The following is a 15,251-nucleotide window of genomic DNA, read 5'->3' as shown; positions in this document are numbered from 1 at the left end:
AGTAGAAGAAAGGAGACTATCGCATCATGTACAAACGATTAAGCGCTATTCTGTTTCCTGTAGCCACCATATTATTGATCGGGGCTCTGGTTTGGGGATATCAAGAAAATAAAGAAAAGAACGCCATATTGATTAACGCCGAGAACCAGTACCAACGGGCTTTCCATGACTTGTCGTACAATATGGACAGGATTCATGCCGAGCTCGGCAATACGCTTGCGGTCAGCTCGACTTCCCAAGGGATGCACCGGAAGGGTCTTATGAATGTATGGCGCTTGACCAGCCAGGCGCAGAACGAAATCAGCCAACTGCCGCTAACGCTGCTTCCGTTCAACAAAACCGAAGAGTTCCTGTCCCGGATATCGAATTTTGCCTACAAAACGGGCGTGCGCGATTTAACGAAGGAACCGCTTAGCGAGAATGAGGTCAAAACGTTGAAATCGTTATACGCCAACTCTGGCGAAATCACGAAGGATTTGCAGCATGTGCAGAACAAGGTCATCGCTAACAGTCTGCGCTGGATGGACGTAGAAACGGCCTTGGCTACGAATAAAGTCGAAGATAACTCGATTATTGACGGATTCAAAACGGTGGATAAAAAAGTAGAGGCTTACCCTGAGCTTGATTGGGGACCATCGGTAAGCAGCATTTACGACAGACGTTCCGTGAAGCAGCTGGCAGGCATGCCGGTCTCGGAGGAGGATGTGAAGCGCAAAGCGCTGAAATTCTCCGACACGGGCAATCAAGCCAACGTACAAGTGACGAAGAACGGTAGCGGTACCGAGTGGGTATCCTACACGGCCAAAGTCAAACACCCGAAAGGCCATATGCTCAGCATGGATTTCACCGAAAAAGGCGGCCAGCTGATCTCCTACACGGATGAACGGAATGTCGGCGCCAAGAGAGCATCCGTTCAGGATGCCATCGACAAAGCCCAGCAATTCCTGACGAAAAAAGGCTATTCCGACATGACGGTCGTATCGGCCGACCAATACGATAACCTGGCCAACTTCTCTTTTGTGCGCGAAGAAGACGGCGTGCTGATATATCCTGAGAAAATCACCGTGCGCTCGGCCATGGATAACGGTGAGGTCATCGGATTTCAGGCGAGCGACTTTGTTTACGAGCACCAGGTGAAGCGCGATATCCCGCAGCCGAAGCTCAGCCTCGCCGAAGCGGAGAAGGTTTTGAACCCTGAATTCAAGGTGCTCTACCACCGCAAGGCCTTAATCAAAAACGACCGTTCCGAAGATGTGCTGTGTTATGAGTTCGGCGGACGCATCAACGGCTCCCAGTACCGGATTTACATTAATGCGGATACGGGCCTGGAGGAAACGGTCGAGGTCGTTAAGGATGCGCAGGCAGGAATTAAATAGCCGTTTCTTGATGCCATATAAGCCGGTTCAGGCGATTTCCTGAATCGGCTTTTTGCTTACGGAGAACTGCTGCAGAGCAGCCAGTATAGTGTCTAAGGAATACATCTGTATCCCGGGGAGAGACATGAATCGACCGGATTCGAAGATTTTATCCCATGGTCCCGCTCATCCCGTGATATAATGGAAAATAATGATTATGATGAATTAGTGGGTGAGCGCATTGTATCCAAAGATCAACGACGTCCTCTATATCCAGTTGGATACGGGGGATGAGAAGGAAGCCAGCATTGTTTACAAATCCCGCATTTCCGACATGGATGACGAATCGATGTATATGGAGGTTCCGCTTCAGGAAGGAACGGGCAGGCTGAAGAAGCTGTATATTGGGGACGAGCTTTCCGCTTATTTTTTGACGGAGGGCGGAGTCAAGAACTTCTTCAATTCCTATGTCCTGAGTCACCATGAAGACGTTATACGCCTGGTTCGCATCAAAAAGCCGGAGCCGGATCAGATCACGAAGGTGCAGAGAAGGAGCTTTCTAAGGGTACAAGCCGAGCTCGAGTTAGCGGTGATGGCCAAAGACGGCACGCGGTTGCTGACCAAAACCGATGATGTCGGCGGAGGAGGGGTATCCTTTTACCTGGAACCCGACAAATCGTTCGCGGAAGGGAGCTTGTTAAGCTGCTGGATCCTTATTCCGTTCAAGAACGGATCGGTGGAGCATGTCCCTCTTGAAGGCGAAGTTGTCAGGGTCAAGCAGCTGCCAGGCAATCGAAGCATCGTCATGCTGAAGTTTAATCAGATCGTAGATATGGAACGTCAGAAACTGATCCGTTATTGCTTTGAGCGCCAGTTTGATTTTCGCAACCGTTGATGCATAAAATGGACAAGCCGGTGGCACACTAGCGGAAAATTTTGTGTCGGAAGGACCGTGTGCTTATGTCCCAGTCATCTAACGATCAAAATCAGCTGCGGCGAAAAACTAGGCAGGATCCCATGCCCGACGATAAAGGACAAGCTCTTCATGACCGATACGGTCAAGTGCTGCTTAAGCTGCTGATAGGGCTCGCATTCGCTTTGGTGATCGTCCAGCTGCTATTGCATTATGAACCAAGCCGGCCCTACCTTTCGCCGATTCAGCAGATGGAGGGCGTTCCCGTTAATGAGCCAAATGTAAACGATTGGATGGGAGAAAACACCCCTTCTCTTTTGCATCGCTCTAGCTAGTGTGGTATAATTTTCACGTCGCAGGCGGGCGCCTGCTTTTTTCTTGAAATATAAGATCGTGCCTTGTTTATCTCGGACTTTCTTGTATATTTTCACTAGAGGAACGGTGATCCCGTCCCTGATCGGATGGTAAGCCCTTTCGATTTCGAGGTATATGTTTGAGGAGGAATGCCCCGTTGGTTATGCAGGGGACAGGTTATCGCGACAGAATCAATATTGCCATCGACGGTCCGGCAGGCGCGGGCAAAAGCACGGTAGCGCGTATGGTAGCCAGCAGGCTGCAGTACATCTACGTGGATACCGGCGCCATGTACAGGGCAGTCACCTGGTTCATGCTGAACCAAGGGATTTCTCCGGAAAATCCCGAAAAAGTGCTTCAACATGCACAAAACATGGTGATTGAATTAAAACCGCATGAAAATGGTCAAATGGTTTGGCTGAACGGGGAAGACGTCACGCCATATATTCGTTCACATCAGGTTAGTGCAGTGGTATCCCAATATGCACGAATCGAAGGTTTGCGAATAAAGCTTGTCCGTTTACAGCAGCAAATGGCACTGGATAAGGGCGTTGTCATGGATGGACGCGACATCGGCACGACGGTTTTGCCGGATGCCGAGGTGAAGATTTTCATGACGGCCAGTGTCAAGGAACGTGCGCTCCGCCGCTTCCATGAGTTAAGTGATGAAGGCATAACGCTGGAACAATTGGAAAGAGATATCGCAGAACGCGACAGGCTGGACCAGGAACGTGAAGTGTCCCCGCTCCGATGCGCAGAGGATGCCATCATACTGGATACGACGCATATGGATATCAATCAGGTTGTCGAAGCGATTCTTTCATATTGCGAAACTTAATGGGGATGGGGAGAAATAGGCATGATTTACGTTTTTTGCAGAGCGGTGGTCCGCGGTTTGTTCGCTATTCTCTACAGATTCGAATCTGTCGGCGTACATAACATACCTTCGGAAGGCGGCGTGCTAATCTGCAGCAATCACATTAGCGTACGAGATCCGATTTCTGTCGGCATTCACGTCAAGCGCCAAGTGAAGTTCATGGCCAAAGCCGAGCTGTTCAACATTCCGGTGTTCGGATGGCTGGTTCGTCAGCTTGGGGCCTTTCCGGTTAAGCGCGGGGGCGTAAGTAAAGATTCCATCAAAACCGCTCTTACGATCTTGCGTTCGGGCGAGATTATGGGAATCTTCCCTGAAGGCACGCGCAATTCGGATGCAACCGCGGCGAAACGTGGCGCGGCAAGCTTCGCTCTCCGCAGTGGGGCAACGGTCGTACCGGCTGCCATCATTGGAGACTACAAGCCGTTCCGAAAGGTAAAAATCATCTACGGCGCACCCGTGGATCTGTCCCGGTTCGAAGGTGACAAGTCACCGGAGGCACTGGATGGGGCAACCGAATTGATCATGGCCAAGATTCACGAAATGCGAGCCAGCGGCAAACCAACCGAGAACTGATTTATTCGCTCCATGCATAAAAAGCATGGGAAGGTTGGAAAGATACTACAGCAATTATGTTTTGAACTTCGCGAATGCGAGTTTAAATAAATGGGGTTTGAATTGAGGAGGTTATTTGACATGTCGGAAGAAACAAGAAATCAAGAGGCTGCTGAAAACCAAGAGCAGCTGGACCAAATCGTATCCTTGAAAAAAGGGGACACCGTGAAAGGGACGATCGTCAAACTGGAGGACAACCAAGCTTACGTAAGCATTGGATATAAATATGACGGCGTAATTCCTGTTCGCGAACTGTCTTCTGTACAGCTTGATAATGCATCGGATGCGGTTCAGGTTGGCCAAGAGGTAGAGTGCAAGGTCGTTAGCATCAACGACGACAAGGAAAGCCTGGTTCTTTCCAAGCGCGCGATCGACACCGAGAATTCTTGGGATGAGCTTGAGAAGCATTTTGCGGATCAGGACGTATTCGAAGTAACGGTGGCCGACGTGGTTAAAGGCGGACTTGTAGCCGATGTCGGCGCACGCGGCTTTATTCCTGCTTCCATGGTCGAGCGTCATTTCGTTGAAGACTTCAGCGACTACAAAGGCCGCACGCTTCGCGTAAAAGTGAAAGAGCTGGACCGCGAGAACAACAAAGTGATTCTTTCCCAGAAGGACGTTCTGGAAGAAGAGTTCGAAGCGAACAAACAAAAAGTGATGTCCGAGCTTCAAGACGGACAAGTGCTGGAAGGCACGGTGCAACGCCTCACGCAATTCGGCGCATTCGTTGACGTTGGCGGCGTGGACGGTTTGGTTCACGTATCCGAGATCGCTTGGAGCCATGTTGACAAGCCATCCGATGTATTGTCCGAAGGCGATCAAGTGCGCGTGAAAGTGCTGAAAGTGGATCCTGAAAAAGGCAAAATCAGCCTCAGCATCAAAGCGGCTGCTCCGGGTCCTTGGGAAACAGCTGGCGAGCAATTCAACACGGGCGACATCGTAACGGGCGTCGTAAAACGTCTGGTTACTTTCGGAGCTTTCGTTGAATTGGCACCAGGCGTAGAAGGTTTGGTTCATATCTCCCAAATCTCCCACAAGCATATCGGTACTCCGCAAGAAGTACTGAAGGAAGGCCAAGAAGTTCAGGTTAAAGTACTTGACATCAACACTTCCGAGCAGCGTATCAGCCTGAGCATCAAAGAAACCGAAGAAGCGCCAGCTCAAGCTCCGCGAGCTGAAAAACCGTCCAAAGGTCCTAAAATCGACCTGAAAGACAACCCGAACGTTTCTTTGAACAACCAAGGCATGAGCGTTACGCTTGGCGAGCGTTTCGGCGATAAGCTGAGCAAATTCAAGTAAGCCCGGGAACAGTTTTGTTCGGTCTATTGACCTATCATAACGAAGTCGGCGAACCCAGAAATCTGGGTTCGCCATTTGTTTTTTTAGGGGACGAACGTTTACGGATGTTGTAACATGGGGTAGAGCATAATAGAAATGCAGATGAAAGGTTAGCCAATTGTAACGTTTTTTGCTATGATGATAATCGTAAGAATTGACAGGAGGAGTGACTATGGCAAGACCCGTAGTGGCTATCGTCGGAAGGCCTAACGTCGGTAAATCCACCATATTTAACCGATTGATCGGCGACAGATTAGCCATCGTTGAAGATAAACCGGGGATTACCCGTGACCGGATTTACGGCAGTGCCGAATGGAACGGTAAAGCGTTCAGTGTCATCGATACAGGCGGTATCGAAATCGACGGCGATGACATGATTTTGAAATCCATACGCATGCAAGCCGAGCTTGCGATTGAAGAAGCGGATGTCATCGTATTTATGTGCGATGCGAAGACGGGGGTTACCCAATCGGACGAGGAAGTTGCACAGATTCTGTTCCGTTCCGGTAAACCTGTCATACTCAGCGTAAACAAAGTGGATAATTTGAAGCGCGCTGATGATATCTATGAGTTCTATTCCCTCGGATTTGGCGATCCTGTCGGGATATCAGGCAGCCACGGCACAGGGATCGGCGACCTCTTGGACGTTGTCGTCGAGAACCTGCCGGAACTGGAAGACGACGAATATGACGAGGATGTTATTCGTGTCGCCTTGATCGGCAGACCGAATGTGGGCAAATCTTCCCTCGTCAATGCCATTCTGGGAGAAGAGCGCGTCATTGTCAGTGACGTTGCGGGCACGACCCGCGATGCGATCGATACGCCATTCGAGAAAGACGGGCAGCGGTATGTCCTCATCGATACGGCAGGCATGCGCAAACGCGGAAAAGTGTATGAAACCACCGAGAAATACAGCGTCATGCGTGCCATGCGGGCCATCGAGCGGGCGGATGTCGTTCTCGTGCTCATCAACGGGGAAGAAGGCATTATCGAGCAGGACAAGCATATCGCCGGTTATGCTTATGAGGCCGGTAAAGCGTCTTTATTTGTCGTCAACAAATGGGATATGGTCGAGAAAGACGACAAGACGATGCAGCAGTTCGAGAAAAAGATCCGGGACCATTTCCTGTTCATGACCTATGCGCCGGTCGTATTCTTGTCGGCCAAGACGAAGCAGCGCCTGCAGAAGCTGCTCCCTGTCGTTAAACATGTGGCCGATCAGCATTCCCTTCGCGTGCAGACGCATTTGCTTAACGATGTCATATCCGATGCGATTGCGATCAACCCGCCTCCAACGGATAAGGGAAGAAGATTGCGCATTAACTATTCAACACAGGTGGCGGTCAAGCCGCCGACCATGGTCGTATTCGTCAACGATCCGGAATTGATGCACTTCTCATATGAGCGTTACCTTGAGAACAAGATTCGGGCCGCTTTTGACTTTGAAGGTACACCCATCAGGATATTTACTCGAAGAAAGTCTGATGAGAGTTAGGGGAGAATAGCTTGATTCTGGAGATCGTAGCGATTGTAGTTTGTTATTTACTTGGTTCGGTAAGCTTTAGCGTACTGCTTGCCAAAATCCTGAAAGGGATCGACATTCGTCAGCATGGCAGCGGGAACGCCGGGGCAACCAATACCCTTCGCGTCCTGGGAAAAGGACCTGCCATTCTGGTATTGGCTTTGGATGTAATTAAGGGCATCGCTGCGGTTTGGATCGGACGATGGCTCGGGGGAGACAATGCGTGGCTGCCGGGGTTATGCGGCATTGCCGCCATCATCGGTCATAATTGGCCTCTTTACTTCCGCTTTCGAGGCGGCAAAGGAATTGCAACCGCCATTGGGGTGCTTGCTACGCTCTGCTTCATTCCAGCGCTTATAGCAGGCATTATCGCCATTCTATCCATTGTTTTTACCCGTTATGTATCTTTGGGTTCCCTTATTTTTGTAGTGCTTACCCCTGTTTTCCTCTTGATCGCGGATTATTCCTGGCCGATCTTTTGGACAAGCTTGATCATATGCGTATTCGCCTTCTGGCGTCATCGCTCGAACATCGTGAAGCTTGTACAGGGACGTGAAAACAAGCTTGGTTCCGGAAAAGGAAAGGACAAAGGAGGGAAGCGCGTTGTCTGACAAAGTCGCTGTTCTGGTGGCAGGCAGTTGGGGAACCGCTTTGGCAAGTGTTCTCGCTTCGAATGATCTGGATGTTGTCGTCTGGACGAGAACGGAGGAACAGACCCGTGAAATTAACGAACTGCATACCAACAACCGTTATTTGCCCGGGGTGGAGTTATCTTCGAACATTCGCGCCACGACCGATATGGAAGAGGCGGTCTCTTCGGCTGCTGCCGTGGTTATCGTTGCACCATCGTCCGCGATGCGGGAGGTTTCGGGCCAGCTGAAGCAGTATTGGAGCGAAGATATGCTGGTGATTCACGCAACCAAAGGATTCGAGATTGAATCCCTGAAGCGGATGTCGACCGTCATATCCGAAGAGCTGGGCTGCGAGGAAGGCCGCGTAGTCGTACTATCAGGACCCAGCCATGCGGAGGAAGTGGTGAGACGCTGCCCTACAACGGTCGTTGTGGCATCCTTGGACGCCAAGGCCGCCGCCGCCGCCCAGGATCTGTTTATGAACACGTATTTCAGAGTGTACACGAACCGGGATATGATCGGCGTGGAATTGGCCGGAGCGCTGAAGAATATTATCGCTTTGGGCGCCGGCATGTCCGACGGATTGGGCTTCGGCGACAACGCCAAGGCGGCGCTTATTACGAGGGGATTGGCAGAAATTTTGCGAATCGGCATGGAGATGGGCGCGAATCCGCTGACGTTTGCCGGGCTTGCCGGGATCGGCGACCTCGTGGTTACCGCTACGAGCCAGCACAGCCGGAACTGGCGTGCAGGCTCGATGCTTGGGCAGGGCAAGAAGCTTGATGAGGTTCTCGCATCCATGGGGATGGTGGTGGAAGGAATACGCACGACCAAAGCCGCGCATGCCATTTCCGAGAAATACGGGGTGCAGATGCCGATTGCCGACCAGCTGTACCATGTGTTGTTTAAAGACCGGAATCCCCGCGTCGCCGTGGAAGCCTTAATGGGCCGGGACCCCAAGACCGAGATGGAAATGATGCCGCTCGAGACTTGGGAGCAATGGCACACCTAGCTTATTCACCATTCCGAGGATTGACTCATATATTGATGTGAGGATGTCGGAGGAGGGGTGGAAATGAGCAAAAGCTTTCACAAGGATGTACTGAATGCGATTAACAAGAAAAGCGGTAAGAAAATTTCTTCAGGGGCTGTCAATAAGCTGGCTAGCACGGTTAAGCCGTCTACTATGCAAAATGAAGCCCAGCTCCGCCAGCTGATCAAGCAGGTATCTGCTATGGCGAACATACCTGTCAGCGAGGACACGATTCAGGAAATTGTCGGAGCGGTGAAGAAGAGCGGCATGAATCCGAGCAATATGGAAGCCTTGATGAAAATGATGATGAACAAATAAGATATGCTGATCATGAACAAAAGACGCATCCTTTGCGGGAATGCGGCTTTTGTTCTTTTTTTCGCCATACTCAGGGTGAGGCACTATCATTTTCGTGATATAATAGGTTGAATAATTTGAAGAGAGATTGGAGAGTTTCGTGACATGGATCCGATGCAAAAGATGTGGCTGTCCCTTGTCGCATTATTGATTATGGCGCTGTCCGTCATCGTGGTTACGCTTGCGCGAAGCAAGACCAAAGGTTTTCTGCGCGGCACGCTATCGTTTGTGGCCTTTATGATGATGATTTTCGGTTTTATTATCGGACTGGCTTCCATCATTTAATATGGGAAGCCGCTTCCGGGATGATACGGTAAAGGGGTGCAGCATGACGCTGAATGATCTGCCGGAATTGGAGAAGGCGTTAGCTACCGCCATTCACAAACTGAATCAGGCGCCTGTCGCTTGGCTGCTGGGTGGAAGCTGCTGCTTGCTCCTTCAGGGCGTAGAATTAGGCAAGCCGCCGAGGGATATCGATATTTACGCCGATGCAGGGGGGATTCAGCCGCTGCATGAGACGCTGGCCCTTCTGGCAGCAGACGCTCCCCGGCTGGATCAGGAAGGGATATATTCTTCCATTCTGAGCCACTATGAATTAGAGAAAGTCCCGATTGAACTTGTAGGCGGATTTGAAGTGAATTCGGAGGGTTCCTCCTATCGCGTTGAAATCGATCAATTGCTCTATCCTGCAGCGCCAGCGCGCCACATACGGGACGTCACGGTACGGCTGATGCCGTTATCCCACGAACTGGTGTTTAATGTGCTTCGAGACAGACCGGATCGTTACGATGCCATTGCGGAGACGATGTTGAGGGATATGAACCAACATTTGCCCCTGCTTCAGCGGTTGTTAAGCCGAAATCGGTTGAGCGAGGAACATCGGATGGTATTGAAGCGATTAATCGGACTACAGACATAGCACGGTAATCGAACCGGCAGCATGGAAGAGCGGGTACATAAGAAAAGGAGCGGTTTGCCGTTGGAGTACGAGGTATTATTTCTGCCGGATCAGAAGAAGGTCAAGGTTCGTCCGAACACGAATGTGCTGGATGCCTCGCGTCGTGCCGGTGTACGCATTCCGACCCGTTGCGGAGGCAAAGCAGGCTGTCTGATGTGCAAGATCCTGGTACCGGATGAGGAACGCGGACATTGCTCTGCTCCTGAGACCAAGGAAATCAGGAAGCTGGGAACGTCGATGATGGAACAAGGCTACCGGTTATCCTGCCAGACGAGGATTACGAGCCATTTGAAGGTGATAATCCCTGAGGATCCCCTTAAAGCCGCGATACGCAAGCAGTTGGAGGCAGCGAGGAACCGGGAGTCCGATGACTTTATTTAAAGCGCGAGTTCAAAAAGATCGGTTTTCAGCACCGAGGCCTATGCCTCCGATGTGCGTTTTTTCAAAACGCTTCAGTTGAGTGAAGCTAGGGACGTCAGGAGCGGAGCGTACATAGTTTGTACGTGAGCACCTGAAATGTTTCCGCAGGAAACATACTTCGAAAGCATTTGCCTTGGCCCGGCTGAATTCAAGATTCGATGCCGAGTGGCTTCTTGATTCACTTCGTGTTAGATATAGGATTTATAAGTTATCAACGGAGTTGATGAAATTCTATATCGCAAGAAAACCTACTTCTGAATCGCGGTCGCTCAGCCTTGAATTTGCCTCGATTGGTTTTCTTATCAAAATCGGACTTTTTGAACAACCTCTTAAAGCGAAGGATGATGTTAGTTGAGTATGAACACTTGGATGACCCAAGCGGCTGGCCGTACGAAGCGGATGTCTGCCGTCTTAGTCCTGGTGCTGTTTCCAATGTTGCTGACAGGTTGTCTATATCCTGACGAGAAGCTGCAGGAGAACAAGGTTTCCTATAGGGAAAGTGTCAAACGGATTCAGTCGGCCGTGGACGATTTTTATCAAGAGCAAGGAATTCTGCCGATCATTACGGCAGGCGCGGAAATTCCGAAGTATGAGAAATACCGGGTCGATTTGGATCAGCTGAAGGGCCGAGGATATATCGACCAAATTCCGGATACGGCTTTCGAGAAAGGCGGCAGCGGTTATTTTCTCATTATTAATGAGGAAACCGAACCGACCGTGAAGGTCATGGACTTAACAACGGCTCAGAAGGTGAATGACGTTCAGCGAGCCGTGAATCTGTACAAAATGGCGAATGACAACGCCCTTCCGGCAGGGGAAGCCCTCTACCCGGGTTATACGGCGGTGGATTTGTCGAAAACCGAGGCCAAATCCCTTAAGTTAATGAGTGTATACTCGGGCCAGGAAATGCCTTTTATGATGGATGAAGAGGGCACGGTGTACGCCGATTATGCCTTTGATATTATGCAGGCTATCCAGAAAAACGGCTCCGAGCCCAAAGAAGGAGAGGATTTACGGGTGTTTCTGGAGAAGGAATCCTATTATGTACCCGTAAAATCCGTACCCTATGCATGGAAGGACGGGCAGCCTGTGGCTCAGCCCCTATCCTAAACCCGTACCCGCCGATATCGGCGGGTATTTTTTTGGTCCCGCCTGGTTGCCGGTTTCTGCCTGAAGAATGAGGTACGGCAGCCATAAGGCGGGTCTACTTTTTTATCCTCGAGTCTCTTCTTCGATCGTTTTTTCGAATAGGGCTGAATCTCTTTGGAATATCTAGTAAAGTCCGCGCATATTCATAATCTGAAAGAGTAGTGCGGGCAAGAGCCGGTTGCCCACATCATGAGGCACTAGAAAGCGTCTGAATGGCGTGACAGCGCGAAGACAGACCGTGCCCCGAGCGGTGGTTTTTCTTGCGGTATTCGATTGCGTGTCTGGCAGTTGCAGGCATATTCGATATCTTAAAAAAAACTGGACGGACTTTAAGGGGCAACCGTCATATTTTTGAACCCGGTACATATGATGTTACTAGTCCAAATGCATGTACGAGTTACGCCGCTTTGCCGTTTCCATCCAAACTCATGGAATACCGGCGGCGGGATGCTGGCGACATTGTAAAGGCTGCTCATCTGTTGCAATGGCTTTGGCTATGAGTGGAACACGAAGCGGATGCTCTTAAAGCATTTTTCCTTCGGAGTAATTTGAGGAGGGGATCTCTTTTGGAAAAAGTGGACATTTTTAAGGACATTGCCGAACGGACCGGAGGGGACATTTACTTAGGTGTTGTCGGTGCCGTCCGTACGGGAAAATCAACTTTCATCAAGCGGTTTATGGAGACGGTTGTTCTCCCGAACATTACGAACGAGGCGGATCGAGTAAGAGCTGTCGATGAGCTGCCTCAAAGTGCTGCAGGGAAAACGATCATGACGACCGAGCCGAAATTCGTGCCGAACAACGCGGTACAAATCAAGGTTACGGATGGCCTTGAGGTCAACGTAAGATTGGTCGATTGTGTTGGTTATGCCGTTGAAGGCGCCAAGGGTTACGAGGACGAGAATGGCCCGAGAATGATCTCGACGCCATGGTTCGAAGAGCCGATTCCGTTCCAGGAAGCGGCCGAAATCGGAACCCGCAAAGTCATTCAGGAGCACTCCACGCTTGGCGTCGTTGTCACGACGGACGGAAGCATTGCGGAGATCCCGCGAAGCTCTTATGTTGAGGCCGAGGAGCGCGTCATCGAGGAACTGAAGGAAGTCGGCAAGCCGTTTGTTGTTGTCATTAACTCGACGCGTCCCCGCAGCGAAGAAGCCCTTCAGCTGCGCAATGAGCTGGCAGAGAAATACGACATTCCGGTCATGACGCTGAGTGCGGCCACCATGACCGATGATGACGTGACCGGTGTGCTTCGTGAGGTATTGTATGAGTTCCCGGTGCATGAAGTGAATGTCAATCTGCCTAGCTGGGTTATGGTGCTTAACGAGAACCACTGGCTCCGCAGCAACTATGAAAACTCGGTGAGAGATACCGTGAAAGATATCCGCCGTCTGCGTGACGTGGATCGTGTGGTTAGCCAGTTCATGGAATATGATTTCATCAACCACGCCGGACTCAGCGGCATGAATATGGGTCAGGGCGTTGCCGAGATCGACCTCTTCGCGCCTGACGAACTGTATGACCGGATCTTGATGGAGGTCGTGGGTGTCGAGATCCGAGGCAAGGATCATCTGCTGCAGCTGATGCAGGAGTTCTCCCATGCCAAACGGGAATACGACCGCTTCGCCGAAGCGCTTGAGATGGTCAAAACGACGGGGTACGGCATCGCCGCTCCTTCCCTGGCCGAGATGGCGCTTGATGAGCCTGAGCTCATCCGTCAAGGCACCCGCTTCGGGGTAAGATTGAAAGCGACCGCGCCATCCATTCATATGATTCGGGTGGACGTGGAATCCGAGTTCTCGCCGATCATCGGCACGGAGAAGCAGAGCGAGGAGCTTGTGCGCTACCTGATGCAGGACTTCGAGAACGATCCGATCAAAATTTGGGAATCCGACATATTCGGACGCTCGCTGCACTCGATCGTCCGTGAAGGAATCCAAGGAAAAATCGCGATGATGCCGGACAATGCCAGATACAAATTGCAGGAAACCTTGGGTCGCATCATTAACGAAGGCTCCGGCGGTTTGATCGCAATCATTCTTTAAGTGGGCGCCGAAACGGTGTTGAAAATGCAGTCGCTAACGGGTCGAAAGTCCCGATTAGCGGCTGTTTTTCATGTTTTCTTTGACCCAGCAAAGCAAAACGCTTGAAATTATGAGATGGCTGTATTACTATAAATTTGTTCCGCGTCATGCATTCTAAACGCGAGATAGGGGTAAAATACCCGATTGCACGTATAATTTGCGGTAAAACGGAAACAGTGAATAGCAAGTGGAGCACATTCCTTGTTAGGGAGGTGAAAGAATGAATAAATCGGATCTGATTACACAAGTAGCTGAATCTACTGAGCTTTCCAAGAAAGATGCAACTAAAGCGGTTGATGCCGTTTTCGATGCAATCTCCGAAGCATTGCAAAGTGGAGACAAGGTACAACTGGTCGGTTTTGGCAACTTCGAGGTTCGCGAGCGTTCCGCACGGAAAGGCCGCAACCCGCAAACAGGTGAAGAAATCGAAATCCCTGCGAGCAAAATTCCTGCATTTAAACCTGGTAAAGCGCTCAAAGACGGAATCAAATAAAGATTTCTACATATTACCTAAGAGCACAGGTCGTGAATTCGTTCACGGCCTTTTCTTTTAGGCTTACGGCGAGGAGGCCTGGAAAATGGAGAACGTTCAGAACGGCGATTATTTTATTGTCAAAGCACTGGACCATGGCGTGCAGGTAATCGGTCTTACCCGCGGTCAGGATACCCGCTTTCATCATACCGAGAAGCTGGACAAAGGCGAAGTCATCATCGCCCAGTTCACGGATCATACGTCCGCGGTGAAAATACGCGGCAAAGCCGAGATCATGACCAAGCACGGGAAGATCGAATCCGGCATCTGAGGAAAATCATCATATAGAAAAAGCCCCGCCATTTCGGTGGGGCTTTTTTGTATTTCGAGTTTATTCGTGCGGAATGTGTGTTAACAAATTGTTAAAGGCACTTGCCGCTTTGTCGAACAATGAATATACTAGCGGGAATGGAATGAATAAAAATGCGAAAGGATGATTGCAGAAATCATGGCGAAACAATACAGAGACGGACAGTATATTGTGGTCCCTGAAAATCCGGTATCCATGTTTTTGTTCAACAGTACGCGCTCGGCGTGGATATGGCTGCTGGTCAGGCTGTATCTCGGTTACGCGTGGTTAACGTCGGGCTTGAAAAAGCTGACGGCCGAAGCCTGGACGGGAAGCGAAGCCGGAGCGGCCATTAAGGGCTTTGTCGGCGGCGCGCTGGCAAAAGCGGAAGAAGGAAAGGACGTAACCGGATGGTATGCTTCTTTCCTAGAGGGGTTTGTGCTTCCCAATGCCAAGCTGTTTGCCTATATGGTGGCCTTCGGCGAGGTACTGGTAGGACTCGGGCTGATTTTGGGCCTGCTGACCGGTATTGCCGCGTTTTTCGGCGGATTAATGAATGCCAGCTTTTTATTCGCGGGCACGGTAAGCTCCAATCCGTTGTTGTTTATTTTGGCGACATGGCTGGTGCTGGCCTGGAAAGTCGCGGGCTGGTACGGCTTGGACCGCTGGGCGCTGCCGCTGCTGGGTACGCCTTGGAGCCGCAAGCGCAAGGATAAGGATATTCCGGAACAAGTTTGATCCTGCCCAAAAGTAACATTCGTCACTTTCATCACGCGTTTGTCAAGTACAATTCGAACAGACCGCGGCCATGAAATCCTTTAATCTG

18 protein-coding genes are annotated in these 15,251 nt (G+C 50.6%); all 18 read left to right on the top strand.

What is annotated here, in order from left to right:
• Nucleotides 1-26 precede the first annotated feature (26 nt).
• The 18 genes from ypeB to JNUCC32_RS14390 all read left to right on the top strand — a co-directional run bounded on the left by ypeB (nucleotide 27) and on the right by JNUCC32_RS14390 (nucleotide 15,163).
• On the top strand, nucleotides 27-1,376 hold the full coding sequence (gene ypeB / locus JNUCC32_RS14475) for a germination protein YpeB (RefSeq protein ID WP_096773271.1): 1,350 nt from the start codon (nucleotides 27-29) through the stop codon (nucleotides 1,374-1,376).
• Nucleotides 1,377-1,587: 211 nt separating this feature from the next.
• The gene (locus tag JNUCC32_RS14470) at nucleotides 1,588-2,250 is read left to right on the top strand and encodes a flagellar brake protein (protein ID WP_228468963.1); all 663 of its coding nucleotides are present in this window, start codon (nucleotides 1,588-1,590) and stop codon (nucleotides 2,248-2,250) included.
• 65 nt (nucleotides 2,251-2,315) lie between these two features.
• Complete coding sequence (locus JNUCC32_RS14465; protein WP_192572475.1) at nucleotides 2,316-2,603, top strand: DUF5359 family protein; 288 nt, start codon at nucleotides 2,316-2,318, stop codon at nucleotides 2,601-2,603.
• 176 nt (nucleotides 2,604-2,779) lie between these two features.
• Nucleotides 2,780-3,460 (top strand): (d)CMP kinase, encoded by a 681-nt coding sequence (gene cmk / locus JNUCC32_RS14460; protein WP_015734516.1) that lies wholly within the window; start codon nucleotides 2,780-2,782, stop codon nucleotides 3,458-3,460.
• A 21-nt stretch (nucleotides 3,461-3,481) separates the two neighbouring features.
• Entirely contained in the window at nucleotides 3,482-4,072 is a 591-nt protein-coding gene (locus tag JNUCC32_RS14455) for a lysophospholipid acyltransferase family protein (RefSeq protein WP_096773273.1), read from the top strand.
• 120 nt (nucleotides 4,073-4,192) lie between these two features.
• Nucleotides 4,193-5,410, top strand: coding sequence for a 30S ribosomal protein S1 (gene rpsA / locus JNUCC32_RS14450; protein WP_015734518.1), 1,218 nt, complete (start codon nucleotides 4,193-4,195; stop codon nucleotides 5,408-5,410).
• A gap of 211 nt (nucleotides 5,411-5,621) precedes the next feature.
• A complete protein-coding gene (gene der, locus JNUCC32_RS14445; RefSeq protein ID WP_009595099.1) occupies nucleotides 5,622-6,944 on the top strand; it encodes a ribosome biogenesis GTPase Der in 1,323 nt (440 codons plus the stop codon).
• A gap of 11 nt (nucleotides 6,945-6,955) precedes the next feature.
• Nucleotides 6,956-7,582: a glycerol-3-phosphate 1-O-acyltransferase PlsY gene (plsY, locus tag JNUCC32_RS14440; protein WP_009595194.1), complete on the top strand. Its 627-nt coding sequence runs from the start codon at nucleotides 6,956-6,958 to the stop codon at nucleotides 7,580-7,582.
• Complete coding sequence (locus JNUCC32_RS14435; protein ID WP_015734520.1) at nucleotides 7,575-8,615, top strand: NAD(P)H-dependent glycerol-3-phosphate dehydrogenase; 1,041 nt, start codon at nucleotides 7,575-7,577, stop codon at nucleotides 8,613-8,615. The genes plsY and JNUCC32_RS14435 overlap by 8 nt, the downstream gene beginning before the upstream one ends.
• A gap of 63 nt (nucleotides 8,616-8,678) precedes the next feature.
• Nucleotides 8,679-8,954: a stage VI sporulation protein F gene (locus JNUCC32_RS14430; RefSeq protein ID WP_009595189.1), complete on the top strand. Its 276-nt coding sequence runs from the start codon at nucleotides 8,679-8,681 to the stop codon at nucleotides 8,952-8,954.
• A gap of 144 nt (nucleotides 8,955-9,098) precedes the next feature.
• A complete protein-coding gene (locus JNUCC32_RS14425) occupies nucleotides 9,099-9,278 on the top strand; it encodes a DUF2768 family protein (RefSeq protein WP_006209457.1) in 180 nt (59 codons plus the stop codon).
• Between the two features lie 43 nt (nucleotides 9,279-9,321).
• Nucleotides 9,322-9,912, top strand: coding sequence for a hypothetical protein (locus JNUCC32_RS14420; protein ID WP_192572474.1), 591 nt, complete (start codon nucleotides 9,322-9,324; stop codon nucleotides 9,910-9,912).
• 60 nt (nucleotides 9,913-9,972) lie between these two features.
• Nucleotides 9,973-10,332: a 2Fe-2S iron-sulfur cluster-binding protein gene (locus tag JNUCC32_RS14415; protein ID WP_009595225.1), complete on the top strand. Its 360-nt coding sequence runs from the start codon at nucleotides 9,973-9,975 to the stop codon at nucleotides 10,330-10,332.
• 396 nt (nucleotides 10,333-10,728) lie between these two features.
• Complete coding sequence (locus tag JNUCC32_RS14410; protein WP_096773276.1) at nucleotides 10,729-11,481, top strand: hypothetical protein; 753 nt, start codon at nucleotides 10,729-10,731, stop codon at nucleotides 11,479-11,481.
• Nucleotides 11,482-12,086: 605 nt separating this feature from the next.
• Nucleotides 12,087-13,565, top strand: coding sequence for a stage IV sporulation protein A (gene spoIVA / locus JNUCC32_RS14405; protein ID WP_009595160.1), 1,479 nt, complete (start codon nucleotides 12,087-12,089; stop codon nucleotides 13,563-13,565).
• A 259-nt stretch (nucleotides 13,566-13,824) separates the two neighbouring features.
• A complete protein-coding gene (locus JNUCC32_RS14400) occupies nucleotides 13,825-14,097 on the top strand; it encodes an HU family DNA-binding protein (protein ID WP_006209463.1) in 273 nt (90 codons plus the stop codon).
• An 85-nt stretch (nucleotides 14,098-14,182) separates the two neighbouring features.
• Nucleotides 14,183-14,407, top strand: a complete 225-nt coding sequence (gene mtrB / locus JNUCC32_RS14395) for a trp RNA-binding attenuation protein MtrB (RefSeq protein WP_009595134.1) — start codon at nucleotides 14,183-14,185, stop codon at nucleotides 14,405-14,407.
• A gap of 177 nt (nucleotides 14,408-14,584) precedes the next feature.
• Nucleotides 14,585-15,163 carry a DoxX family membrane protein gene (locus JNUCC32_RS14390; protein WP_096773277.1) on the top strand — a complete coding sequence of 193 codons (579 nt, stop codon included), beginning with the start codon at nucleotides 14,585-14,587 and terminating at the stop codon, nucleotides 15,161-15,163.
• Nucleotides 15,164-15,251 lie beyond the last annotated feature (88 nt).

Origin of the sequence: Paenibacillus sp. JNUCC32, assembly GCF_014863545.1 — a bacterium.
In the GTDB taxonomy this organism is placed as follows: domain Bacteria; phylum Bacillota; class Bacilli; order Paenibacillales; family Paenibacillaceae; genus Paenibacillus_AQ; species Paenibacillus_AQ lautus_A.
Note: the sequence above shows the minus strand (reverse complement) of the source record. Positions and strands in the feature narration are given on the sequence as shown.

Coding starts and splice junctions, on each gene's coding strand:
- JNUCC32_RS14390 (WP_096773277.1), top strand. CDS start 14,585: ATGGCGAAACAATACAGAGACGGACAGTATATTGTGGTCCCTGAAAAT.
- JNUCC32_RS14430 (WP_009595189.1), top strand. CDS start 8,679: ATGAGCAAAAGCTTTCACAAGGATGTACTGAATGCGATTAACAAGAAA.
- JNUCC32_RS14465 (WP_192572475.1), top strand. CDS start 2,316: ATGTCCCAGTCATCTAACGATCAAAATCAGCTGCGGCGAAAAACTAGG.
- JNUCC32_RS14420 (WP_192572474.1), top strand. CDS start 9,322: ATGACGCTGAATGATCTGCCGGAATTGGAGAAGGCGTTAGCTACCGCC.
- mtrB (WP_009595134.1), top strand. CDS start 14,183: ATGGAGAACGTTCAGAACGGCGATTATTTTATTGTCAAAGCACTGGAC.
- ypeB (WP_096773271.1), top strand. CDS start 27: ATGTACAAACGATTAAGCGCTATTCTGTTTCCTGTAGCCACCATATTA.
- JNUCC32_RS14425 (WP_006209457.1), top strand. CDS start 9,099: ATGGATCCGATGCAAAAGATGTGGCTGTCCCTTGTCGCATTATTGATT.
- JNUCC32_RS14455 (WP_096773273.1), top strand. CDS start 3,482: ATGATTTACGTTTTTTGCAGAGCGGTGGTCCGCGGTTTGTTCGCTATT.
- JNUCC32_RS14410 (WP_096773276.1), top strand. CDS start 10,729: ATGAACACTTGGATGACCCAAGCGGCTGGCCGTACGAAGCGGATGTCT.
- rpsA (WP_015734518.1), top strand. CDS start 4,193: ATGTCGGAAGAAACAAGAAATCAAGAGGCTGCTGAAAACCAAGAGCAG.
- der (WP_009595099.1), top strand. CDS start 5,622: ATGGCAAGACCCGTAGTGGCTATCGTCGGAAGGCCTAACGTCGGTAAA.
- JNUCC32_RS14400 (WP_006209463.1), top strand. CDS start 13,825: ATGAATAAATCGGATCTGATTACACAAGTAGCTGAATCTACTGAGCTT.